The organism is Corynebacterium sp. HMSC30G07 (genome assembly GCF_001806945.1).
GTDB lineage: Bacteria > Actinomycetota > Actinomycetes > Mycobacteriales > Mycobacteriaceae > Corynebacterium > Corynebacterium riegelii.
On the sequence record NZ_KV786453.1, the window covers coordinates 12,903 to 36,552 of the forward strand.

At 60.6% G+C, this 23,650-nt stretch carries 16 protein-coding genes and 1 pseudogene; 7 read left to right on the plus strand and 10 right to left on the minus strand.

The window, feature by feature from the left end:
* Together HMPREF3104_RS02895 and HMPREF3104_RS12015 are read left to right on the plus strand one after the other, a co-directional pair.
* Positions 1–431, plus strand: a pseudogene (locus HMPREF3104_RS02895) (hypothetical protein); the annotation flags it as partial.
* Positions 432–961: 530 nt separating this feature from the next.
* Entirely contained in the window at positions 962–1,183 is a 222-nt protein-coding gene (locus HMPREF3104_RS12015) for a PspC domain-containing protein (protein ID WP_083278895.1), read from the plus strand.
* Here HMPREF3104_RS12015 and HMPREF3104_RS02900 read toward each other — a convergent pair.
* A complete protein-coding gene (locus tag HMPREF3104_RS02900; protein WP_070494147.1) occupies positions 1,118–1,981 on the minus strand; it encodes an ABC transporter ATP-binding protein in 864 nt (287 codons plus the stop codon). The genes HMPREF3104_RS12015 and HMPREF3104_RS02900 overlap by 66 nt on opposite strands.
* Positions 1,982–2,059: 78 nt before the next feature.
* Positions 2,060–2,890 (minus strand): DMT family transporter, encoded by an 831-nt coding sequence (locus HMPREF3104_RS02905; protein ID WP_070494149.1) that lies wholly within the window; start codon positions 2,888–2,890, stop codon positions 2,060–2,062.
* 90 nt (positions 2,891–2,980) lie between these two features.
* Here HMPREF3104_RS02905 and HMPREF3104_RS02910 point away from each other — a divergent pair, with 90 nt between their 5' ends.
* The 3 genes from HMPREF3104_RS02910 to HMPREF3104_RS02920 all read left to right on the plus strand — a co-directional run bounded on the left by HMPREF3104_RS02910 (position 2,981) and on the right by HMPREF3104_RS02920 (position 6,946).
* Positions 2,981–4,246, plus strand: coding sequence for an aspartate kinase (locus HMPREF3104_RS02910; protein ID WP_070494151.1), 1,266 nt, complete (start codon positions 2,981–2,983; stop codon positions 4,244–4,246).
* Positions 4,247–4,274: 28 nt separating this feature from the next.
* Positions 4,275–5,306: an aspartate-semialdehyde dehydrogenase gene (locus tag HMPREF3104_RS02915; protein ID WP_070494152.1), complete on the plus strand. Its 1,032-nt coding sequence runs from the start codon at positions 4,275–4,277 to the stop codon at positions 5,304–5,306.
* A gap of 77 nt (positions 5,307–5,383) precedes the next feature.
* A complete protein-coding gene (locus tag HMPREF3104_RS02920) occupies positions 5,384–6,946 on the plus strand; it encodes a catalase (RefSeq protein WP_070494154.1) in 1,563 nt (520 codons plus the stop codon).
* 145 nt (positions 6,947–7,091) lie between these two features.
* Here the strand turns inward: HMPREF3104_RS02920 and HMPREF3104_RS02925 are convergent, their stop codons facing one another.
* The 8 genes from HMPREF3104_RS02925 to HMPREF3104_RS02960 all read right to left on the minus strand — a co-directional run bounded on the left by HMPREF3104_RS02925 (position 7,092) and on the right by HMPREF3104_RS02960 (position 15,114).
* The gene (locus HMPREF3104_RS02925) at positions 7,092–8,534 is read right to left on the minus strand and encodes a YkvI family membrane protein (protein WP_070494156.1); all 1,443 of its coding nucleotides are present in this window, start codon (positions 8,532–8,534) and stop codon (positions 7,092–7,094) included.
* 67 nt (positions 8,535–8,601) lie between these two features.
* Entirely contained in the window at positions 8,602–9,174 is a 573-nt protein-coding gene (locus tag HMPREF3104_RS02930; RefSeq protein WP_070494158.1) for an RNA polymerase sigma factor, read from the minus strand.
* The gene (locus tag HMPREF3104_RS02935; protein WP_070494159.1) at positions 9,161–9,520 is read right to left on the minus strand and encodes a Na+/H+ antiporter subunit G; all 360 of its coding nucleotides are present in this window, start codon (positions 9,518–9,520) and stop codon (positions 9,161–9,163) included. Before HMPREF3104_RS02935 ends, HMPREF3104_RS02930 begins: the two co-directional genes overlap by 14 nt.
* Positions 9,520–9,798 carry a cation:proton antiporter gene (locus tag HMPREF3104_RS02940; RefSeq protein WP_052205563.1) on the minus strand — a complete coding sequence of 93 codons (279 nt, stop codon included), beginning with the start codon at positions 9,796–9,798 and terminating at the stop codon, positions 9,520–9,522. Before HMPREF3104_RS02940 ends, HMPREF3104_RS02935 begins: the two co-directional genes overlap by 1 nt.
* 1 nt (position 9,799) lies before the next feature.
* Positions 9,800–10,225 (minus strand): monovalent cation/H+ antiporter subunit E, encoded by a 426-nt coding sequence (locus HMPREF3104_RS02945; RefSeq protein ID WP_070494161.1) that lies wholly within the window; start codon positions 10,223–10,225, stop codon positions 9,800–9,802.
* Positions 10,226–11,764, minus strand: coding sequence for a monovalent cation/H+ antiporter subunit D family protein (locus tag HMPREF3104_RS02950; protein WP_070494164.1), 1,539 nt, complete (start codon positions 11,762–11,764; stop codon positions 10,226–10,228). It lies immediately after the preceding gene.
* Positions 11,761–12,201: a cation:proton antiporter subunit C gene (locus HMPREF3104_RS02955; RefSeq protein ID WP_052205560.1), complete on the minus strand. Its 441-nt coding sequence runs from the start codon at positions 12,199–12,201 to the stop codon at positions 11,761–11,763. The genes HMPREF3104_RS02950 and HMPREF3104_RS02955 overlap by 4 nt, the downstream gene beginning before the upstream one ends.
* Positions 12,202–12,204: 3 nt before the next feature.
* Positions 12,205–15,114, minus strand: a complete 2,910-nt coding sequence (locus HMPREF3104_RS02960) for a DUF4040 family protein (protein WP_070494167.1) — start codon at positions 15,112–15,114, stop codon at positions 12,205–12,207.
* Between the two features lie 120 nt (positions 15,115–15,234).
* Here HMPREF3104_RS02960 and HMPREF3104_RS02965 point away from each other — a divergent pair, with 120 nt between their 5' ends.
* Both HMPREF3104_RS02965 and HMPREF3104_RS02970 read left to right on the plus strand, forming a co-directional pair.
* Positions 15,235–16,611, plus strand: coding sequence for a hypothetical protein (locus tag HMPREF3104_RS02965; RefSeq protein ID WP_070494170.1), 1,377 nt, complete (start codon positions 15,235–15,237; stop codon positions 16,609–16,611).
* Between the two features lie 345 nt (positions 16,612–16,956).
* A complete protein-coding gene (locus tag HMPREF3104_RS02970; protein WP_070494171.1) occupies positions 16,957–23,397 on the plus strand; it encodes a G5 domain-containing protein in 6,441 nt (2,146 codons plus the stop codon).
* The last annotated feature ends 253 nt before the right edge of the window (positions 23,398–23,650 follow it).

The window sequence follows — 23,650 nt, forward strand, 5'->3', positions numbered from 1 at the left end:
AAACCGATAAGCGCGGCTTCTACGTCCCGGATCCTGATACCGGTGAAATCTTGTGGTTATTTTCCAACGGCACGTATGAAACCTGCATGCCGGATGGCTTGATTGACTACAACACTCAAGCGGCGGCCCCACGATGGAAGAGCAACCTTGAGCAAGTGTGTGCTCGTCGCAGTACTGTGGCGCAGTTTTACGCCAAAGGCCACAAAATCCTTGATGATTTTGACCACCACCACAACCTGGACCAAGCCGACGCGCAAATCAAAACACTGGAGGAAGAATACGGCCTTCACTTCCTCATCAAGGCGGTACTTCCGGAGCCGTTGCCAAAAGAACCCGATTATTCCGAACCACCCTTCCCAGACCCAGAGTATGACTACGGGTGGCCGGAAAACTACGACCCAGCAGAACTACTCGACACCCGACCCCAATAAGAAAAAGAGGCCATTTTTCCGAAGCGGTGGAGAAGACTCCCCAACTAGCCAGAAACGTTAACCGGATGCTTGGCTCACCAGAGGGTTTTGCTCCAGGCACGGGTTGTCAACTAAGTCCTAACTTCAGACAGCGGGCGTGGACGTAGGTAGCAAAATTGGAACAATCTGCCCTAATTAAAAGCGTCTTGAGGTCGCAGTTGGCTCCAATGCGGGAGCGAAACGTCAGCTGTGCTGATATAGCTTGGTCGATGGCTGCAGGGTTGCACTGTGCTGTGAGCAGCATAAAAACATAATCCACCGGAGATGGTTCTAATGGAGAGGCCCCATCGCTTCTCAGAGCAGGTAACTGCATTTGTGAAATTTTACATCCACCCCTGATTAATCACATTACCGTTGCCATCTCCAACCACGCCCTGCGTAGCGTTCTTAGTGCTCCAGCTGATCTGTCCCCACGGCGACGGTACACCACGCTTCACCTCTACAGCACAGAGAAATGTAGCATTACCATCATTCGAGTACAGTTGCGCATAATGTTCCCACAAAATAAATGGCATCGATCTCAAAAAGATAAATGCATAGCAGGGGTCTGTGCCGGGGTAGCTGAAGTATATGAAACCTCTGCAAATACCGTCAGGATTATTTACGTAATCGCTACGCTCTGCGGAGTTCCCATGGTTGCCGTCTACCTACTGCAATGGCTCATCTACCCAAAGCGATACAACCGAGTGCTGGTCCGCCCACTGCAAGATTGAAAGCGTGTCGCGCTGCAGGTGGGAGGTGGTGATGGTTACGTGGCCGTCGGCAAGATGCGTGGCAGTGCCCGGCAAATCAGGCAACCCAGACAAAGCAGGCACGCCACCCCCAAGCCCGAACGAGATTGCAGAGGGCACCGTCTCCGTCAGTTGGGCAGGGGTGCCTTCTACCTCGATGTTTCCGCGGTGCATAATGGCGATGCGGTGGCAAAGAAACTCTGCTTCTTCCAGGTAGTGGGTGGTTAGCACCATGGTCACCCCGGCGTTGTTGAGCTCTTTGAGTAGTCCCCACACATGCCGGCGGGATTCGGGGTCCAGGCCGGTTGTGGGCTCATCAAGAAACACCAAGGTCGGGTTGCCTACCAGGGCGCATGCGAGGTCGAGGCGCCGCTGCTCGCCACCGGAGAGCGATCCCACCTTGACATCGCTGCGGTGCTCAAGTTGGACGCGGCGCAGCACCTCATCAGTGGGCAGCGGCGCGGAGCACGTGCCCGCCCACATAGTTACTGTCTCTTCAACGGTCAGTGCCTGGGGCAGGCCGCCGGATTGCAGCATGATCCCGGTGTACGGGCGCACGCTGGCACGGCCGCTGACCGGATCGTGCCCCAGCACTCGCACGGTGCCTTCGCTAGGTTCGGCCAGGCCCTCCATCACTTCTAGGGTGGAGGTCTTGCCCGCGCCGTTGGTTCCCAGCAGCCCGTAGACCTCGCCGGGGGCAACGTGCAGGCTGATGCCATCAACTGCGGTGAAGTCGCCGTAGCGGCGCTTCAGCCCTGTAACTTCGATTGCTTTTTCCATGCCTCCAACTCTGCCCACAGCAGGTTGTTGCTGGTAGAGGCGTTTGTCACCAATCAAACATGACAATTGTCATCAGGATTACCGCACGCTGGCACGCGTGAGCATCGCCGCGCTTATGAGCATGATGCTTATCGACGCCCCCGTTGCCGCCCACCCCGCCCCCGAAGTAACCCGAAACGTTTCCCCAAGGAGAAAGATGCCGAGTGTAAACGCCACGATCGGCTCTACCACTTTCGCGGCTGGCAGCGAGGTGCCCAGGTTGCCGGCGGCGAAGGCGTACTGCTGCACGACCGTGCCCGCCGTGGCGGCCAGCAGCATCGCCCACAGCTGCCAGGACGTCAAAAGGCCCATGATGCCGCCGCTGACAAAGTCGTCCACGGCCACTTTGGAAAACAGGGCTTGGTAGCCAAACAGGGCGCCACAGGTTATGCCGTAGGTGAGGGATTGGGTTGCGGTGGGGCGTCGATAAGCAAAAGCGAAAGCTCCCGCAACCACCGCAACCGCTGAGATGACCACGATGACCCACTCCCAGGCAAGCGGCTCGCGCGTGCCGGCAAGCGGGCGGCCGAGCAGCACAACCCCGGCCACGCTGATGGTCAGCAACGCACCCCAAAACGCCTCCTCCGGGTGCATGCGGCGATGCTCCTGGCGTGCCGAAAACAGCAAGGTGAGCATCAGCGACAGGGCGAGCACAGGCTGGACCACCAGCAAGGATCCGAACGCTAACGCCGCAGCTTGGAAGGCATATGCAAGGAATGCCACCCCCATCGAGGCCCACCATGCCGGCCGACGCATCGAGCGAAGCGGGGAGGCACCCGCGCGCATGATGCGGTGGCGCCACACGGTACCTGCGGCCATCGTCGCGGCTGAGATCAGCGCGAGGATTGCAGACAGGTAAATATTGTGCACGGTGAATGATATTAATGCGGGTGTTCCTGCTGTGGATTTGAGACGCTATTCTTGTATGTCGGAATGCACGCGGACCCGTGGGAGGTACGGATGGCCCTTATCGTTCAGAAATACGGCGGATCGTCGCTAGAAAGCGCCGAGCGTATTCGCGCCGTGGCTCAGCGTGTGGTGGCTACCAAACGCGCGGGCAACGACGTGGTTGTCGTCTGCTCCGCAATGGGCGACACCACCGATGAACTTCTAGACTTGGCAGCGCAGGTCAACCCAACCCCACCCGCACGCGAGATGGACATGCTGCTCACCGCCGGTGAACGCATCTCCAACTCCCTTGTGGCCATGGCAGTTGCCGCACAAGGTGAGGCCGTGCAGTCCTTCACCGGCTCCCAAGCCGGCGTGATCACCACTGAACGCCACGGCAACGCCCGCATCATTGAGGTCACGCCGGGCCGCGTTAAGGAAGCCATTGACCAGGGCAACATTGCCATCGTCGCCGGCTTCCAGGGTGTCAACCGTGACACCAAGGACGTGACCACCCTTGGCCGCGGCGGCTCCGACACCACCGCAGTAGCGTTGGCGGCAGCACTAGGTGCGGACGAATGCGAGATCTACTCCGACGTAGACGGCGTCTACACCGCAGACCCGCGCATCGTCCCGGACGCCCGCAAGCTGGACAAGCTCTGCTTCGAAGAAATGCTGGAACTGGCCGCGTCCGGCTCGAAGATTTTGGTTCTGCGCAGCGTTGAATACGCGCGCGCCTGGAACGTACCAATGCGGGTACGTTCCTCTTACAGCAACGACCCCGGCACCCTCGTCGCCGGAGCATTGGAGGATATCCCTGTGGAAGAAGCAGTATTGACCGGTGTTGCCACCGACAACGCGGAGGCAAAGATCACCATCCTGGGCATCCAGGACACGCCAGGGGAAGCCGCCAAGGTGTTCCGCGCGCTGGCAGATGCAGAGATCAACATTGACATGGTCCTGCAGAACATCTCCTCTATTGAGGACAATAAGACGGACATCACCTTCACCCTGCCCAAGGCAGACGGTGCGCGTGCCATGGAGATGCTCGGCGCTATGAAGGACGCCGAAGGCTGGGACGACATCACCTACAACGACCAGATTGGCAAGGTCTCCCTGGTTGGCGCCGGCATGAAGTCCCACCCGGGCGTTACCGCAGACTTCACCGAGGCGCTGCGTGACTCCGGCATCAACATTGACATGATCACCACCTCTGAAATCCGCATCACCGCAGTGGTGGACCAGGACGAGCTGGCAGAGGCCGCACGCGCCATCCACAGCAAGTTCGAGCTGGGCGGCGAAGAAGCCGCAATTGTCTACGCAGGTACCGGCCGCTAAAACGGCCTGTTTAAGGAGTTTTCACGTTATGACCACCGTTGCTGTAGTTGGCGCCACCGGCCAGGTAGGCCAGGTAATGCGCTCCATTCTGGAGGACCGTTCCTTCCCATGCGACCGCGTTCGCTTCTTCGCCTCGCCGCGTTCCGCGGGCAAGGTGCTGGAGTTCCGCGGCGCACCCGTTGAGGTTGAAGACCTGACCAAGGTCACCGAAGAGTCCGTGGCGGACGTGGACATCGCGCTGTTCTCCGCAGGCGGTTCCACCTCGCGCGAGTGGGCCCCCGTCTTCGCCGCCGCCGGCGCGAAGGTTGTGGACAACTCCTCTGCATGGCGCAAGGATGACGAGGTGCCCCTGATCGTCTCCGAGGTCAACCCGGCGGACGCCAAGGCGCTGCCGAAGGGCATCATTGCCAACCCGAACTGCACCACGATGGCAATCATGCCCGTGGTCAAGGCGCTGCACGACACCGCCGGTTTGGTGTCTATGCGCGTTGCCTCCTACCAGGCGGTTTCCGGCTCGGGTGTCGCGGGCGTCCAGGCACTCGCAGACCAGGTCGCGGAAATCGGCGTGCGCAACACCGAGCTCGCCTCCGACGGTTCGCTGCTCAGCCCCGCCAACCTCGGCCCGTATGTCGCGCCGATCGCCTACAACGCTTTGCCGCTTGCGGGCAGCCTGCTTGAAGACGGCACCCACGAAACCGACGAAGAACAAAAACTCCGCAACGAATCGCGCAAGATCCTCGGCCTGCCAGAGCTGAAGGTGTCGGGCACCTGCGTGCGCGTCCCGGTGTTCACCGGCCACACGATGGTGGTGCACGCCGAGTTTTCCGAGGCAATCACGCCCGAGCAGGCGTCCGAGGTGCTCTCGGGCGCGCCGGGCGTGGAGGTTGTTGAGGTGCCAACGCCGCTTGAGGCCACCGGCAAGGACGTCTCCCTTGTGGGCCGCATCCGCCAGGACCAGGTTGTGGACGGCAACCGCGGCCTCATTTTCGTCGTCTCCGGCGACAACCTGCGTAAGGGTGCGGCGCTGAACACGGTCCAGATCGCCGAGCTCCTGGTCTAGCTTCTCCTTACGTCGGCTCCGGAAAATCACTACGGTGGGCGGGTACACGCACATAACCCCGATTCAAGGAGCTACCAATGGCGGAGAAGAGTAGGGCGGAAGAGATCGTCGCAAAGGGCGAGCGTCCCGCGGGCAAGGGCAAAACCACCCAGCTGAGTGGGCAGCCGGTTGCCTCGGAGAATATTTCGGTTACCCAGGGGCGTCAGGGAGCCAATGTGCTTAACGACGTCCACATGATCGAGAAGTTAGCCCACTTCAACAGGGAAAACGTTCCGGAGCGTATCCCGCACGCCAAGGGGCACGGCGCCTTCGGCGAGCTGCACATTACGGAAGACGTGTCCAAGTACACGAAGGCGAAGCTGTTCCAGCCGGGCACTGTTACCCCGATGGCGGCTCGTTTTTCCACAGTGGCTGGTGAGGCCGGATCGCCGGACACCTGGCGTGACGTCCACGGCTTCGCCCTGCGTTTTTACACCGAGGACGGCAATTACGACATCGTGGGCAACAACACGCCGACGTTCTTCCTGCGTGACGGCATGAAGTTCCCTGATTTTATTCACTCTCAGAAGCGTCAGCCGAACTCGGGCTTGCGTGATGATGAGATGCAGTGGGATTTCTGGACCCGCACCCCGGAAACCGCGCACCAGGTGACCTACCTGTTGGGTGATCGCGGCACCCCGAAGACCTCGCGTCACCAGGACGGCTTCGGTTCCCACACCTTCCAGTGGATTAATGAAGAGGGCACCCCGGTGTGGGTGAAGTACCACTTCAAGACCCGCCAGGGCTGGGAGTGCTTTACCGACGAGGAAGCTACCGAGAAGGCCGGTACCGATCCGGACTTCCAGCGCGCGGACCTCTTCAACGCGATTGCCCAGGGCGACTACCCGATTTGGGACGTCAAGGTGCAGATCATGCCGTTCGAAGAGGCGAAGGATTACCGCTTTAACCCCTTCGACCTGACCAAGACCTGGTCCCAGAAGGACTACCCGCTGATCCCGGTTGGCTACTTCGTGTTGAACCGTAACCCGAAGAACTTCCACGCCCAGATTGAGCAGTTGGCGCTTGACCCGGCGAACCTGGTTCCGGGTGTGGGTCTGTCGCCGGACCGTATGCTGCAGGCGCGCGTCTTCGCCTACGCTGACCAGCAGCGCTACCGTATCGGCACGAACTACAAGGACCTGCCGGTCAACCGCCCGATCAACGATGTGAACACGTATGCGGAGCGTGGTTCCATGGCGTACTTCTTCAACGAGGAGAACGAGCCGAACTACTCGCCGAACCGCACCGGCAAGGGCGCTGGCTACCTGGACAATGGCGAGGATTCCTCCTCCAACTTCACCGATTACGGCCAGGCGGAGAACCTCTACGTCAACCCGGACCCGCACGGCACCGACCTGGTGCGCGCGGCGTACGTGAAGCATGCTGAGGATGATGACTTCGTCCAGGCCCGTACGCTCTACCGCGACGTGTTCGATGATGGTGAGAAGGAGCGCTTCGTCCACAACATCACCAACAAGATGTTGGCAATCAAGAACAAGGATGTTGAGGAGCGCGTCTACGCCTACTGGGGCAACGTAGACAAGGACCTGGAGGCTAAGGTGCGCGAGTCGCTGGCGAAGAAGCGCGCCGACGCCCAGTAGCGCCGACGCCCAGTAGCGCCGATGCCCAGTAAAACGTTTGCAGCTACCTACACCCGGCTACCTTCGATAAAAGGGACTGGTAGCCGGGTGTAAGTAGCTGCATTTAGCGTTTTGACGGGTGGCGCGCACGCACGCCGCACAACAACTACAGGCGGGTCTGGCCGCCTTCCTCCTCTTCGGCTGCTGCCTCGGCAGCCTCCTCAGCGTCGGCGGCGATCAGTTCGTCGATGGATTTGTCGTTCCACGGCTCATCGGGCTCACGCTCGTACTCTTCGTGCGTGACCGGATCGGTGTAGGAGACGTAGACAACGGGGTCGGAGTCGCGGTCTTCGTGGCTGAAGTCGACGTCGTCGTCGTCAAGAAGCTCTTGTGCCACTTCCTCCTCCAGAGCTTCCGACAGCTCCTCGTCATCAACCACGGACATGGACGTGACATGCTCCAGCTCGCGCTGGTCGTTCTTGGTAAAGCGCTCGCGCGGGTCCATCTTCAGGCGCGTCAGTTCGAGCGCGCGGCGGCGTCGGTCGCCTTCCTTGCGCAACTTCGGTGCGCCGCGCAGCCACGCGACGGTGACCACGGCGATGAGCAGGACGCCCAAGTAGCCCAGGATCGGGTAGACAACGCTGACCAGTTCCTTAAAGCCCACAAAGGACAGGACGAAGCCGATGAGGCAGGCGGAGATGAAGATGAGGCGGAAGCGGTTTTCGCGGCCGCGGGCGAGGCGCTTGCCCAGGGCGAAGAACATGCCCAGGGAGGTGGCGAAGATCATGCCGAAGATGACCAGGGCCATGATGAGACCAAGCGTTGGGTGCACCTCATTGATCAGGGAGAGCAGCGGCATGTCTTCGCCGGAGACGGTCTCAATCTTCACCAGCAGGGAGATGGACAAAAGAAGCAGCATGATCAGGTAGCCCATGCCGCCGAAGAGGCCGCCGAGGCCGGCTGCACGGGTGTCCAGCTGGTTGCCGCCAATCACGGTTGCCATGGAGGCAACGCAGATGACGTTGAGGCCGGTGTAGTTCAGCGCACCGATCCACCAGTTAGGCAGGGTGGTGTCTACGTTTTGTGCCACGTATGCGTTGAGCGCACCCCAGTCCGGGTGGGCGTTGATCAGGGTCCAGCCACAGCCGAAGATGACCATGATCAACAGCACTGGGGTGAGTGCGCCGATGGCGCCGGTGACTTTGTCCACGTCGAGCATGCCCACGCCGAGGGTGGCAACCAGCATGATGACGGCGCCGATCCAGACGGGTATGCCGAATTGCTGGTTGAGGTTGGCGCCTGCACCGGCGAACATGACAAAGCCGATGGAGAACAGGGTGACAATGGTGGCGATGTCTAGCACCCAGGACATGATCTTGGATGAGATGCCGCCGAAGACTTCCATGTGTTCGTCGGCCTGGAAGTAGGAGCCGAGCTGCAGGATGGTCACGCCGGCGATGATCATCAGTGCGGATGACAAGACGGCGCCCCAGATGCCTTGGGTGCCAAATGCGGCGAAGTACAAAAGTGCTTCCTGGCCGGAGGCGAAGCCTGCGCCGACCAGGGTGCCAATGAAGGCAAAAGAAATAATTGTTGCGGTTCTGAGCATGTGAGCCCGCTCCCAACGGGTTTTTAGTTGAACAAAACAGTGCTCTTATCTTAGACCGTCTCAGAAGTTACTGTGTGTCATCCGCGGCGCCGGCGCCGCCGGCGGCGATGAGGTCGGCACGTGCCCGGGCGACGCGGGAGCGGATTGTGCCAACGCGCACGCCGGCAATTTTGGCTGCTTCTTCGTAGGTGTAGCCAAGGATTTGGGTGAGTACGATGGCTTCTTTGCGCTCGGGCGCAAGGCCGTCGAGCATGGCGCGGGCGTCTATGACTTCGGACCAGGTGGTGGCGTTGTCTGGGCTGGGTTCTAGGGCGGCGGCGTCCGAGTAGTCGGAGTAGTCGCCTTCGGCGGAGCGGGGGCGTGCCATGTCGTGGCGTACGGAGTCCACCCAGGTGCGTCGGGCAAGGGACAGAAGCCAGGTGCGTGCGCTGGAGCGTCCTGCAAACCGCGGCAGGGCTTTCAGTACGCGCAGGTAGGTTTCCTGGGTTAGGTCGTCGGCGTATTCGCGCCCGGCCAGGTTGGTGAGAAGCCGCCAGACGTCGTCTTGTGTCTCGGCGATGAACTGCTCAAGGGCAGCGCGATCACCTCGTCCTGCTTGCAGGGCGAGGTTGGTCACATAGTCGTACTCAGGCCTGCTCACTGCCGTTAACCGGGGTTTGAACACCAGCACCAGCTTCGCGCTTGTCGCTGACGGTCACGCCGTAGAGCACACGCCCCATGACAAAGGTGCCTACAGAGCCGACGATCCATACGCCTGCAATAGCGATGATGGCAAGCGCCAGTTCCCATGCGCTGAAGCCGGTGGTGGACCAAGAGTAGATCAGTTTGGCTACAACCAGGATGGGAAATGCCATGGTGACCAGGGGGCCGAGCAGGTTGGCGCGGGTCAGGGCGTCGGGTGCGCGCAGCTGCAACAGGGTTGCGGCGATGATGAAGATGGTGGCCACGATGACAAGCGCGGCAACGATGATTTCGTAGATAGCCATTAGCGGCGCCCCCTTGAGATGATGCGGGCCATGGAGATCGTCGGCACCACACCGCAGGCAAGGGCGGCTAGTACGGCGATGTCGTAGCCAATCATGGTTTCTGTAATCAGGGTCCAGACGAGGAAGATGGCCACCATGGCGTAGAACACCATGTCTGAGAGTACGGCGCGGGTCAGTTCGTCCTTGCTTAGGATCAGTGCGCCGAGTGCCACCAGCAGGCAGATGGCGATGATGATGATGCAGGCCATGATGATGGCTTCAAACGTGCTGGTAGGCATGCTAGCTCATCCTTTCTGCGGGCGGCAGGTCTTGCTCTGGGGTGGTGTCGCCGTGGTCGATGTAGGGCTCCCATTCCACAGATTGCGCATCAAACGGGATAGATTTCACGTTTGGATTGACGTGTTCTTCCATGTCTGCCAGCCCTTCGATGATGTCTAGGGGGTCTTCACCGAATGCGGCTTGCACGATGAGGATTTCGGGCTCGCCGGGGTGTGCGCTGTGCCGTAGTCCCACCGACATGGTGCCGGGGGTGACGGTGATTGAGGTGGAGAACCAGAACAGTTCCCAGTCTGTGGTCAGTCGCAGCGGGTAGTAGATCACTACGGGTTTAAGCCCGGAGTTGGGTTTGAACGCTGCGGCGCTGGTTTGGATGCCGGCAACAATGATTTCTTTGATGATCCAGAGGGCGTAAGCGATGTAGCGCATTTAGTTACCTCCCTGCAGTTCGGCCACGTTGGGTACGCCGACTGGGTCGGTGCCAAGTACGGCGGTGGAGTAGGCGTCCACATTCAGCAGGCTGTCTACGGCGGTGGTGGAGGCATCCCACATTTGGCCGGCTCCGATGAACATGGCCAGTGAGAGGAGCATCATGCTTGCCGACGGCAACATGAACCGCCACCTCACATTCAACGCCTCCGGGTAGTTCTGCATTGGGCGTCCCCAGAACACTTCCTTCCACACGCGCATCATGGACAGAAGCGCACCGAAGGAGGCGACGATGATGGTGGTGATGACCACCCAGGAACGCCAATCCCCGGGCTGGGCGGCGGCCAGCATGATGGTGACCTTGCCAAAGATGCCGGAGAATGGTGGGAAGCCGACGATGGAGAACGCGCCGGCGACGAAGACGGCGGACGTCAGCGGGTCGCGGCGTGCAATGCCGGAGAGTTTGGAGATGGTGCCGGTGCCGTAGGTCTCTTCAATTGCGCCGACGTTGAGCACGAGTGCGCCGACGGTGATCATGTGGTGCACGGTGTAGAGCAGGCCCGCGGCTAGGGCGTAGCGGGCTGCGTCGCCGCCGTCGGCGGTAAAGGCCAGCATGACCAGGATGAACGGCATGCCGTTGACCATTTGGTAGGCCAGGACACGGCGCATGGTGTCTTCTGCAAGACCGGCGAAGCCGCCGATCAGCATGGAGATCACCATGATCACGATGATCAGCGTGTTCCAGCGCTCGTCCATGTCGAAGATGACAACCCAGATGCGAAACAGCATGTAGACCGCAACCTTGGTGTGCAGGCCGGAGAACAGGCCCATCACGGCGGCGGAGGTGGACGGGTAGGTGCGCGGCAGCCAGGTGTGGACGGGGAACACGCCCGCCTTGGCGGCAACGGCGATGATGACTAGGCCGGTGGCCACGGTGATCGGGCCGTTGCCGGCGGCGGCGCCGCGCAGCGCGCCGATGTTCACCGCGCCGGCAACACCGTAGATGTAGCCCACGCCAACCAGCAGCAGGGTAGATGCCGCCAGGTTCACCAATACAAAGGTGCGGGCAGACAGCAGGCGGTGGCGGGTGCCGGTCATGGCGATCAGGCCGTAGGACGGCAGAAGCATGACCTCAATCATGACGAAGAAGTTGAACAGATCCGCGGTCAGAAGCGCGCCGGTGACACCCGTGACCAGCACAAGGGTCAGGGGGGTGAAGTAGCGTGCCTGGGTTTCACCCACGGCGATGGCGAACCAGTTGGCGGTGATCGCCACGATCATGGTTGCCACCAGCATTACGGCAGAGAACTGGTCGCCGCCGAAGGAGATACCTACGCCGCCTTGGTACTTGCCAATGACGTGGCCAATGGTGCCATGCGTGGAGGTGTAGGCGTAGAGCCAGATGCCGCCGGCGAGGTTGATGGCGGGGATGAGGATAGACAGTGCGTCGTTAAGCTTCTTGCTCGGGCTCAGCGCGGTGATGGCTGAAACGATGAGTGGAAGTGCAACGAAGATGGGAAGGACTGCTCCTGCGGTCATCGGTTCACCTCCGAGACGTCCATGTTGTGTACCTCTTCAAGCTTCTTGGGGTTCAGGCGTGCGCGGCGGCCGGCGGTAGACAGTGCCGAGGGGCTCAGGCGCATCTTGTCGTATGCTGCGTCGTTGCCGGTGGGGTTGTCCGACGTGTCATCATCACGGCCGAGTGATGCCATCATCAACAGGATTGTGGTGGTGGCCATTGCAATCACAATGGCGGTCAGCACAAACGCCTGGGGCAGTGGGTCGGCGATGTCCTCGACGGGGGTGCGGGACGGGAAGGCCTCACCACGCCAAGCGCCAACGCCGGTGGCAAGCAGCGTTAGGTTACCGGCGTGGCCGAGCAAAGACATGCCGAAGACCACGCGGACCATGCCGCGCTGCAGGACTAGGTAAACGGCTCCCGCAACAAGCATTGCGATGGATAGTGCCATAACCATGGTTTAAAGCTCCTTCGCTGAGACGGGTAGCGGGTTGTCTGCCGGGTTGAGCGGCTTCGGGTGAGACGCGACGGCGTTTTCCGGCTGCTCCGGCTCCGGAATGGAAGGCAGCGGGTTATCCGGCTCATCGCGCGTGTAGTCCAGGTTGCGCACCTCTGTACCCGGACGCAGGTAGCCGCCGAGTGCGTTGATGGCCTGGGTGACCATGCCAAGCACGGCCAGGTAAATACCAAAGTCAAAGATCAGGGAGCTGCTCAAGTGCTGGCCGGCGATTTCCCCGTGCAGGGCGTAGAGGAAGCCGCCTTCAATAAGCCCGAGCAGGCCGGAGGAAATGGCAACGATGATGCCAATAGCCGCAAGCTTGATCGGGGTGCGCTGGCCCACCACGTACGCGTCCGCGCCGCGCGAGAGGTAGCTCATTGCAAATGCCGTGGCCATCACTAAGGCGGCAACGAAACCACCGCCCGGGGCATTGTGGCCGCGGAAGAAAATAACAATGGACAGGACCAAGAGCACCGGCGCCACCATGGCGGCGGCCTTGCGCATTGGCAGGGAGTTGAACTGGGACTGGCCGAATGGGCGCGGGCGAGTGCCGGCCTCAAACATGTGGCGCGGCATAGATTGGGTCACCGCGGCGATGACGACGGCGGCCATGCCAAGCACGGAAAGCTCGCCGAGCGTATCAAATCCACGGAACTCAACCAGGATGGCCGCGACGATGTTGTCCGCACCGGTCACCTCACCGCCCTGGGTGATGTACCACATGCCCAGCTCAGAGCGGTCGTGGCGTCCCAGCAGCGTGTACACACCGAGGAAGGCCACAATGCCGGAGAGCAGCGCGAACACCGTTGCGGTGACTTGGCGCCTGCGTGGGGTGGGCGGGAAGGTGCGCGGCTGGTAGCGCAGCACGATCATCATCACCACAACGGTCAGCGACTCCACTACCAGCTGGGTCAGCGCCACGTCCGGTGCGCCCAGCATCAGCATCTGCAGCGTGATGCCCACACCCGTGGTGCCCAGCAGCACGGTGGTGGCCAGGCGGGAGCGGGTGGTGATCATGCCGATAACAGACAGGGCGATGATGCCAAACGGGATCAGGTCCCACCACACGTCTAGGCCCTCGGCGCGAGGTGCAAGTGGTACGCCATCCACGCCGTTGGTGAGCAGCGCGGTGCTCAGGCCCAAGACAACCACCAGGAACAGCACTGGGAAGAGGTGGCGCGACGGGTTGAAGCCGTCTGCCACAGCCCCCAGGCCGCGGCCCGCGGAGGTGGAGCCCTCATTGACGCCGTGGAGCACATCGTTGCCGCTAAACGGCAGCAGCTGCTTGTTTTCTACGGCGGCGAAGACTCGCTTGCGGGCGAAGATGACAAAGAGCACGCCGGCAACCAGGACGGCGGTGGACACCAGAAGCGGTGCGGTCACGCCGTGCCATAGCGCCAGGTGGGAGTGGTACTCCTCGCCGGTAATGGCGGTCACGGCAGCGGAGATCGGGCCGTCCACCTGCGTGAGCAGCAGCGGCACGACCAAAGACATCAAGCCCGGCAGCGCAGCCGGCAGCCAGAGGCGCACCGGCGCTTCGTGGACGTGGGACATGTCCTTCGGGCCATCCACAAACGCACCGAAGACAATCTTTGCGGAGTACACAAAGGTCAACAGCGCAGCCACGCCACCCACGGTGAGTAGCAGCGCGCCGTAGGGGGAATCCTCAAACGCGCCCAGGATGGACTCTTTAGAAATGAAGCCGAACAGCGGCGGGATGGCCGCCATGGACGCCGCCGCCACCACGGTGGAGGCAAACGTGAACGGCATCTTGTCGTACAACTTGCCCAAACGCCGTATGTCACGCGAGCCGGCCTCATGGTCCACCACACCAATCAGCATGAACAGCGATGACTTAAACAGTGCGTGCGCCAGCGTGTGCGTCAGCGCCGCAGCCAGCGCAAGCGGAGTACCAATACCAATGGCGGCCACAATCCAGCCCAAGTGGCTCACCGTGGAGTACGCCGTGAGGTGCTTGAGGTCCGTCTTGGTAATTGCAAACGTTGCACTCATCAGTGCGGTGAACAGGCCAACAGACGTCAAGATCACGTTCCAGGCCGGCTGGTCCGCAAAGATGGTGGAGAAACGCAGCAGCAGGTAGACGCCAGCCTTCACCACAGCCGCTGCGTGCAGGAAGGCGGACACCGGAGTGGCGGCCGCCATGGCCTCTGGGAGCCAGAAGTGGAAGGGGAACTGCGCTGCCTTTGTAAACGCGGAGGCAGCCACAAGCACCGCCACTGTGGTGGTGAGGGAGGGGTTGTCCCGCCAGACGTCTGCAAGCAAAAGCTCCTGCATGGAGGTGGTGCCGGTGTTGACCGCGGCGATGGCAAGTGCTGCAAGCAGGGTCAGGCCGCCGAAGAAGGTCAGGATCAGCGTGCGGTAGGAGCCTGCCTCGCCGGAGGAGCCGGAGCGCGCGATCAGCATGAAGGATGCGATGGAGACCAGCTCCCAGGCGATGAACAGCAACACCACATCATCTGCAAGCACCAGCAGCAGCACGGACAGCGTAAAGGCCGTCATGATGGTGTAGAAGCTGGTGTTGCCCTCTTTCTTGGGCAGGTAGGCGGCGGAGTAGCACATCACCACACCGCCGATAACGAGCGCGAGCAGGGCGAAGAAGATGCCCAGCCCGTCTGCCCGCATGGCAAACTCCACGCCGGTTCCGGGACCGAAGATGTCACGGGCCCACGTAAAGCCCCAGGTTAGTGGTGTGCCCGCAGCGACGTCGCCTAAGTGAGATCCCAGCACAATCGCGGCCGTAAACAACAAGGCGGCGATTGGGTATCCGGCCGCGCGGTCCATCACGCGCACCAGGATTGGAGACAGGATCACCGCAGCCGCCACGAGTGCTAGCACGAGTGGAAGAGTCATGGTGAATATTTCTAGGTTGTAGGGGCTGGCTGATAAAAACGCGAATACCAGCGTAGCAACTGCTGCCACGACGGTGCGCCTCCACGTAAATTGGCAGTAGCTTTAGTTAAATACTGTGCCATGAAGTGGCGTCTGGGTATAGTTGCGCTGGTTTTTCTCGCGGCGGTGTTGTTGCCGATGCACCCTGCGTCGACCTGGGTGAGCTCGGGGACTGGCGCACAGGCCACCCAAGCCACTGACCCGCTGGCTGATACGCGCAGGGCAGCGTCTGATGCAGCGTCCCAGTTAAGTCTGCTCACCACGGGTACCGGCCAGTTGGTCAATGGTGTGGGGGAGTTGGATGAGGGCAAGGGGTTGCTTGTAGACGCCATTGCGCAGGCTCGCGGCGGCGCCCAGGAGCTCTCCAACGGCATGGTGCAGCTGCAGGCGGGCACTGGCCAGCTTGGCGCGGGCGCGACGCAGCTGGCTGATTCCGTCGGCGAGATTGTGGCCCAGGTCGCCGGCTTTGAGGCGGTGCGGGGCCAGGTGGTTGCGGCGATTGACCGTAATTTGGAGGCCACAAAGGATAGCAAAGACCCGGACGTGGTGGCCTCGCGTGAGTCGTTGCAGGAGCTTCGACACCAGGCGGCTACGGCTGAGATCCCGGCGGATGCGGTGGCGAAGATGAACCAGCTTCGTGACGGCTCCCGTGACCTTGCTAACCAACTAGCCGTACCGGGCTACGCGTATCACGACGGTATATATACAGCCACCAACGGCGCCGCGTCCTTGGCTTCGGGGCTTGCTGAGCTTGAAGGTCAGGTGCAGGAGGCAGCCGGGGGCATTTCCCAGCTTGTCGACGGCACGGTGAAGATCAACACGCTTGCCCAACAATCCTCCGCGAAGATGAGGGACGTGCGCGCGTCCCTGCCGCCGGCTGTGGCGGGCGCGGGTGCTGGCGGTGGTGCTGTAGGCGTTGGGTTCTCACCAATCGCGGCGATGCTCTTAGCGACGCTTGCCGTGTTCGGCGGGGTGGCGCTGGCTGCCGCAGGGTGGTTCGCCGCGTCCGTGGGCCGTGGCCGGGCGTGGATCCTGGGCCTAGGCACGGTGTTTGTTGCCGCAGCCGGGGTGGCGCTGGCCTGGATTGTTGGCACCAACCTTGGCCCGGTAGCGCTGGCCGGTATCGGCGGCGCGTTGGCGCTCGGCGTGCTTGCCTCGGCGGGCCTGACGCAGGTGTTTGCCGGTGTGTTTGGGGTGCGCGCCGGGCTTGGGCTGGCAGGCGTGTTGGCCGTGGTGCAGACCGGCCTGGTGGGATGGGTGTGGCGTCAGGCGGCGAGCGCCCCGCTTGAAGGCGCGTGGGAGTCTGTCTCCCAGGTGTTCCCCATGCACTGGATCACTGCCGCCGTCACTACCGCAGGCAATTGGGGGGATTACCGTGTGATCGTTTCCGCGGCGTTGCTTTGCATGATGGTGGCGGCAGTTGGCTTGGCTGGTGTGCGCCGTCCGCGCGCTTTGTAATTCGCGCGATGTGACTGATGCCTCAGTCATAGAGAATTTTATACGTACTTACAGGTAGTGCGATATGCAGCGCCATACGCAGGCAAATCATGCTGGGTAAAAATACTTGAAACTGCAAATGTCTCGGATGGCGGCAAAACTCCTAAGTTTTACCTTGTTATTCACTGTTGTTCCGGTTGATTTTTGGCCATAACCTGTGGAACAGTTGAGGCGTCTGCCCTATTGGGCATGCGTAAAGCTAATCGCATTGAGTGTTTACGTGCTGGACTGATCTGGTAGCGGCTAACGTCGCTTTCCTTGTTGTAGCGGTGCGCAGGTGCTTCGCGGATCTATGAAGGAGTAATTGTGACTGATTCGTCTCGTTCGATTCAGCGTTCGCAGAAACGGGCGCGTACTGGCATCGCAGCCTCGTCCGTGGTTGCATTGGCGCTCGGCGCGTTCAGTGTCGTCGCCCCTGGCCCGCTTGCGCCGTCCGCTGCGGCCGCCACCATGTCCGGCGGCATCCGCGAGAAGTCCGGCGCGGTGGAGAAGGACGCCCAGAAGGCCTCTGATGTGAAGGCCGGTTCGTGTGTCGTCTCGGGAACCACTGAGAGTGGCAGCCAGGCTGGTTTCAGCTGGTATACCTCTGAGCCGTCTGCGAGCAGCCCCAACAAGAAAGCCTGGGGCTTGAGCGTCTCCTTTGATAACTCGAAGGACCGCACGTTCGCTGACTGGGGTTTTACCAATTCAGGCCTTATGGGTGGGTACCTCGACAAAGGTCAGATTCCCGCTATGGACGCGGGCCAGACCTTTGTTGACAAGGTGGTCACACACAAGGCCGACGAATTCCTCGTCATTACTGGCTCTGGGCGACAGCGAAACCTGAACCTCAATGCGAAGCTGACCGATGCGAAAGTCAAGCAGTTCGCTGAGGCCACTACCGCGAGCCCGGTACGTTACGCATGGCAGGGCAATTACACGCAAGACCGTACTAGCGGTCCGTTTGCCACCCAGGGAACCAGCTCATCCTTTACGGCCGTGGTGAACCCGTGGCCGAGTGAGAACATCGAATGTAACCCGATCAGTGTGGATTGGAAGACCGCCGAGGTGTCCGAGAAACATGTGATCGTCCCGGGTGAAGAGTCCAAGGTCGGCACAATCAACATCCCGGATGTGGTGAACGGCGGCACGGATGACTCCATGTCCCGCATGGTCGTGGAAGCCTACGACGGCAACGGCAAGTTCATCGGCACTTCGGACACGGAAGCCTCCGGCGGTACGCAGCTCCTGCGTATCGACGAAGAGACTGGCGAGATCTTCTTCACCTGGCCTGAGTACCGCGGCACCGACTTGGCCACCGACAAGAACGTGAACTTCTCCGTTCTGGCGAAGCCACGTACCGTTGACCAGCTCCAGGCTGCTGGTGAGAACAACAATGAGTGGGGCACCACTCAAGTCTTCGACAGCTCCAACTCGCTGACGCGCTACAACAAGGCGAACGTCATCGACTCGAAGGCGTTCTCCCTGGACGACACCGAGTACCACACCCCGAAGTACGACAAGACCGACGCGTCGATCATCTCTGGCGTTGACAGCCCGACCGGTCCGCTGGCTACCGAGCCGCAGAAGGTCACCTTCACTCAGATCCCACACCTGATCAAGGAGTTGAAGAAAGATAAGGCCGACGGCGGCTTCAACGCCAATGTCGAGCTTGACGAGAAGTACGTTTTCGACGGCTGGACCGTCGAGATGGACGAGAATTACAACGTCACTGTCACCGCTCCGGAAAACCCACGCCCGGGTACCTTCGCACGCCCGAAGGTCATTGTGGAGTACTCGAACGGCTCTACAGACGAGCTTGAACTGCTGGTGATTATTGATCCGAACAACACCCAGGTCACCGACTTGGTGCGTCCGGGTCTGGTGAAGGGTAATCCGAACTCGTCCATCACCTCGGATATTGACCTCAAGTCCATCATGAAGGGCTACAAGCCGGTCAAACCGGCGAAATATGAGGTTGATGAGTCCACAGTGCCGGCTGGCTGGACCGTCACCGTCGATGACACCGGCAAGGTCACCGCGAAGGCGGACGACACCGTTGCGTTGGGCAGTGTCATTAACCCGAAGGTGAAGGCAACTTACCCCGATGGGACTGATGACTTTACGGAAGCGACCTTCCAGGTTGTCAGCAACGTGAAGGTGCCGGACTACACCGCAGTGACCGGCAAGCGCGAGGAGGAAGTCAAACTCCAGCCTGTCATGCCCGAGGTGGGCTTGAGCGGCCACAAGGATGACGAGGAGCCGAACCGTTACACCTTCCCGGATGGCACTTTGGAATACAAGGTGGGCGACTGGACGGTCACGATCGATGAAAACACCGGCGAGTTGTCTGCCACTATCCCGGACACGGCTCTGCCAGGTGCGCAGCTCACCGTGCCTGTGAAGGCGCACTACGGCAATGGCGCGAACCCACAGATCGCTACCGGCACCATCAACGTTGTTGGTGAAAAGTCGGGACAAGACAACGCGTATTACCCGCCAAGGATTACCAAGGCAGGGGAGCCGGTGTCCTCGGACATTACGACCCTGTTGAAGGATCCGAAGGCGGCTAAGTACGCCTTGCCACCTAAGAATCAGTGGCCCGCTGGCTGGGACTTCACAATTGATGAGAACGGTCAAGTCACCGCAACGCCGGGTGAGGACATTCCGAACGGCACGACCGTCACCATTCCGGTAGAGGTGACCTACCCGGATAGCTCTACGGCGAAGGTGCCGGCAGACTTCACCGTCGTCGGTGCGTACTCGCGCGCGAACCAGCCGTCCTACCCGACGGTGACCGGCCTGATCGGCACATCGGTAACGAGCAAGGTTGACCGCAAGCACATCAGTGAACTCTCTGAGCCACGGTTCTCCCTCATCACTGATCCGAAGGATCCGGACTACATTGCGCCGCCGCGCAACCTCACCTGGGACCAGGTAAAGATTGATCCGATCACCGGTGACATCATCACCCCCATTGGCAAGAATGTTCTCCCGGGCTCGTCCGCAGATATTCCTGTACGCGTTACATACAGGGACGGCTCCACTGACTTCACCATCGCCACCGTCGTGGCCAAGGGCAAGCACAACCAGATCTATGAGCCGAAGTACCTGTTGAAGACCACCAAGCCTGGTGAGGGCGTTGACTCTGCGGTTTTGGATGAGACGAAGGTACCCGAGCGTGACTTGTCCGAGGACGAGTCGAAGCGCTACACCGTACCCGACACTGTTGATGGTTGGGAAGTCAAGATTGATAAAAACGGCAACGTCACCGCAACCCCGCCGAAAACTGCAAAGGCTGGCGACGGCATTCAGGTACCTGTGACGGTTACTTACCTCGACGGCTCTCAGGACGTCGTGTATGCGCCGTTCAAGGTCGTGGAACTGCATAAGGACGTTCACGAGCCTTCCTACGCTGTGGAGGTCACTGGCCCGAGCCAGCCAATCAAGAGAAACGTCAATTCGGACGGTGCACCAAAGGGCTCGACCTATTCCTTCGGCCTAGACGGTGACAAGCCAGTAACCAAGACCGAGGTTGACGGCTGGACCTACGAGATTGTCCCGGAGACTGGTGAGGTTACTGTTACCCCGCCGGCAGACGCTAAGGCTGGTGACAAGCACGTACACAACGTCACAGTCACCTACCCGGATGGCTCGACCGACGCGGTCCCCGTCACCACTGTGGTGACCCGCACCAACAATTGGGAGTCGAACCCGGTCATTCCTTCCAAGGATGTGTACCCGGGTGCGACGGTAACGTCGCCGCTTACGCTTGAAAAGCCGGAAAACATTAATGTTGCCGAGGACAACCCGTTCGTCATCGATCCGAAGGCTCTCCCTAAGGGAAGCAAGGCGACCGGTGAGAAGAACGAGCACGGCAACCCGACCTACTGGCTGCACACTGCAAACGGCGACTGGCTCGTGGGCCTGGATGACAAGGGCAACGTCATCTCCACTGCGCCGGAGACTGCTAAACCGGGCGACAAGATTGACGTCCCTGTCATCGTGACTTACCAGGACGGCTCCAAGGACCGGACAACTGCAACGGTCAACGTTGTGGATACTCCGACCCGCGAAGTTCCGTTCCAGGTTGAGTACCGCACCGATGACACCATCCCTGCCGGTGAATACAAGGTCCTCACCAAGGGTGTGCCGGGCAAGGAGAAGCAGAAGCAGGACGGTGAGTGGGAACGCACCAAGGAACCAGTCACTGAGGTTGTTGTCGTCGGTACGAAGCCCGCTGAGACTGCCAAGGAAGTGATCTGGAAGGTCCCGATCCCGTACCCAACTGAGGTTCGTGTGAACCCGGACCTGAAGCCGGGCGAGACCAGGGTTGTCCAGGAAGGCGAAAACGGCGAGAAGTCCTACACCGCAAAGTTCACCGCCACAGGTGGAAACGCGGACGTTGCTGAGGACAAGATCACCAAGGAGCCGACCCCACGCATCATCGAGTATGGTCCGGGCATTGAAGACCAGGAGCTGACTAGCAAGACCACACGCGCGATCCCGTTCGAGGTCGAGTACATCGTGGACGACAAGGTGCCCGCTGGCCAGACCAAGGTTGACCAACCAGGTGAGAACGGTGAGGAGGTCATCACCACTACCCAGAAGATTGTCGACGGTAAACCAGACGGCGATCCGACCATCACCACCGAGCGGACGAAGGAACCAGTCAAGTCCATCATCCGCATCGGCACCATGACCGAAGGCACGTACGAGCTGGAAGAGAAGTTGCCGATTCCGTTCGGCACCGTGATTGAGTACGACTCGGAGATCCCTGCCGGCGAGTACAAGGTAGTCACCGAGGGCAAGCCTGGTGAGAAGATCACCAAGATCACCCAGAAGATCGTGAACAGCGAGGTTGTCGAAGCAACGCGTGGCGACGAAACCACCACCACCGAGCCGGTCACCAAGGTGATCAAGGTCGGCACCAAGCAGGCAACTGCTACCGACAAGGTGGAGTGGAAGGAGCCCATCCCGTACCCGACGGAACTGCGCCCGAACGACGAGCTTGCTCCGGGTGAGGTCCGGGTTGTTCAGGAAGGCAAGGACGGCGAAGCCACCTACACCGCAACCTTCACAGGTACCAGCGGTGAAGCTGCAACGACCGAGGAATCGTCTCGTACAGAGCCGACCACGAGGATCGTTGAATTCGGCCCGGGCCTTGAGGACGACAGCGTGGTCACCTCCACGACCCGATCCGTTGAGTTCGAGACCGAAATCATCGAAGACCCGAACCTTGAAGAAGGCAAGCAGGTCATCGAGCAGGGCGAGTTCGGCGAAGAGGTCGTGACGTCTACGCAGAAGCTTGTCGACGGCAAGCCGTCCGGCGACCCTGTGGTGACAACCGAGCGCACCAAGGAGCCGAAGAAGGCGATCATCCGAGTCGGCACCAAGAAGAAGACTGAAGACCCGACCCCGCCGCCGACCGACGAACCGACCCCACCGGTCGAGCCGAAGGAAGTCGAGCTTCCGTACACCACGAAGATCATCTACGACAAGACGCTCGAGCCTGGTCAGGAAATCGTGGACCAGGAAGGTGCAAACGGCAAGGTCGAGGTGACCGTCGAGAATGGTCAGCCTTCGGTGAAGGTCGTGAAGGAGCCAGTCGAGAAGATCATCCGTGTTGGCACCAAGCCGCCGGCTGGTCAGGAGTGGAAGGAACGGATCCCGTTCGAGGTGAAGGTCGAGCTGGATCCGGAGCTTGAGGCCGGTAAGCACGAGGTTGCTCAGCAGGGCGAGCCCGGCCTGGTTCAGCACAAGTCGGACGGCACCGAAGAGACGCTTGTTGAGAAGCAGGATCACATCATCCGCATCGGTACGAAGCCGGTTGAGCCGGCCGATCCGGAAGATCCGGAGCAGCCGGAGGTGCCTGATGAGGGTACCGAGATCGAGGTTCGTTACACCACCAAGGTTGTTTACGATCCGAAGCTGAAGGCTGGTGAAGAGGTCGAGGACGTCGCTGGTAAGGACGGCAAGTACGTTTTCAAGATTGTTGACGGCAAGCCTGTCGCCGAGCTAGTGGAGAAGCCAGTCGAGCGCGTTGTCCGCGTTGGCACCAAGCCGCCGGCGGGCACCAGCTGGACTGAGGAGATCGCCTACGACTACGAGGTCATCGAGGACTCCGAACTTGAAGCTGGCAAGCACGAGGTTGTGCAGCCGGGTAAGCCTGGTGAGCGCATCCACCGTGAAGACGGCAGCGTCGTAGAGAAGGCTCCGCAGAAGCTCATCATCAAGGTCGGTACGAAGAAGAAGACCGATGAGCCGATTCCTCCGACCGACCCGGACAACAAGAAGGGTTCGTCTGAGAAGGCCGAGCGTTGTGTTGCCAACGCATTCGCAACGAACAGCCCGCTGCTGTGGATGCTGCCGATCGGCCTGCTGGCAGGTATTGGTTATGGCGTGAATGAGGCGTTCGGCCCGCAGATTCAGGCTGCATCCGCTGAGATCAACGCTCGCTTCCAGGAATCCATGCCGAAGCATGATTGGGGCTTTGGTGACCAGGGGCAGCGTCGTCAAGATCCGGAGTGGATGCGTCAGTTGCAGGCGCAGGCTGATGGTATTAACCGCCAGTTTGCTGGCTACAGCGAGCAGCTGCAGCCGTTGGGTATTGCACTTGGTGTGATCGCCTCGCTTGCGTTGCTGGGTTCCCTGATTGCTCAGGCGTGTACTGAGGAAGGTTTTGATAACGGTATGACGGTGTGGGGCCTCAAGGGTGGTTCCTCTGAGCCGGGCAAGCGTCCGAAGGAGTGGTCTTCCCAGGAGTAGTTCGTTAGCTCTGAGCTTTAAGCGCTAAACCAGTAAAGGCGGTCCCTGTAGAAGGGGCCGCCTTTTGGCTTGTCTCAGATGGCGGAAAATGGGTTTCGAACCAATGAATACCCTTGAAATTGGGGGCGGTGGTGTGCGAAAGTGGGGAAAGTCTGCCCGAATCTCGGGCACCCTAAAACTGAATCGCATTGAGCTTTTACGCGCCGGGCTATCCCGGCAGCGGTGTAACAGCCGCTTTTCTTCCCCCCCCCCC

Excerpts from the sequence above, each read along its gene's own strand:
- HMPREF3104_RS02915 (WP_070494152.1), top strand. The coding sequence starts at position 4,275 with ATGACCACCGTTGCTGTAGTTGGCGCCACCGGCCAGGTAGGCCAGGTA.
- HMPREF3104_RS02900 (WP_070494147.1), bottom strand. The coding sequence starts at position 1,981 with ATGGAAAAAGCAATCGAAGTTACAGGGCTGAAGCGCCGCTACGGCGAC.
- HMPREF3104_RS02950 (WP_070494164.1), bottom strand. The coding sequence starts at position 11,764 with ATGACCGCAGGAGCAGTCCTTCCCATCTTCGTTGCACTTCCACTCATC.
- HMPREF3104_RS02955 (WP_052205560.1), bottom strand. The coding sequence starts at position 12,201 with ATGGTTATGGCACTATCCATCGCAATGCTTGTTGCGGGAGCCGTTTAC.
- HMPREF3104_RS02920 (WP_070494154.1), top strand. The coding sequence starts at position 5,384 with ATGGCGGAGAAGAGTAGGGCGGAAGAGATCGTCGCAAAGGGCGAGCGT.
- HMPREF3104_RS02960 (WP_070494167.1), bottom strand. The coding sequence starts at position 15,114 with ATGACTCTTCCACTCGTGCTAGCACTCGTGGCGGCTGCGGTGATCCTG.
- HMPREF3104_RS02940 (WP_052205563.1), bottom strand. The coding sequence starts at position 9,798 with ATGCCTACCAGCACGTTTGAAGCCATCATCATGGCCTGCATCATCATC.
- HMPREF3104_RS02945 (WP_070494161.1), bottom strand. The coding sequence starts at position 10,225 with ATGCGCTACATCGCTTACGCCCTCTGGATCATCAAAGAAATCATTGTT.
- HMPREF3104_RS02925 (WP_070494156.1), bottom strand. The coding sequence starts at position 8,534 with ATGCTCAGAACCGCAACAATTATTTCTTTTGCCTTCATTGGCACCCTG.
- HMPREF3104_RS02910 (WP_070494151.1), top strand. The coding sequence starts at position 2,981 with ATGGCCCTTATCGTTCAGAAATACGGCGGATCGTCGCTAGAAAGCGCC.
- HMPREF3104_RS02965 (WP_070494170.1), top strand. The coding sequence starts at position 15,235 with ATGAAGTGGCGTCTGGGTATAGTTGCGCTGGTTTTTCTCGCGGCGGTG.
- HMPREF3104_RS02935 (WP_070494159.1), bottom strand. The coding sequence starts at position 9,520 with ATGGCTATCTACGAAATCATCGTTGCCGCGCTTGTCATCGTGGCCACC.
- HMPREF3104_RS12015 (WP_083278895.1), top strand. The coding sequence starts at position 962 with ATGTTCCCACAAAATAAATGGCATCGATCTCAAAAAGATAAATGCATA.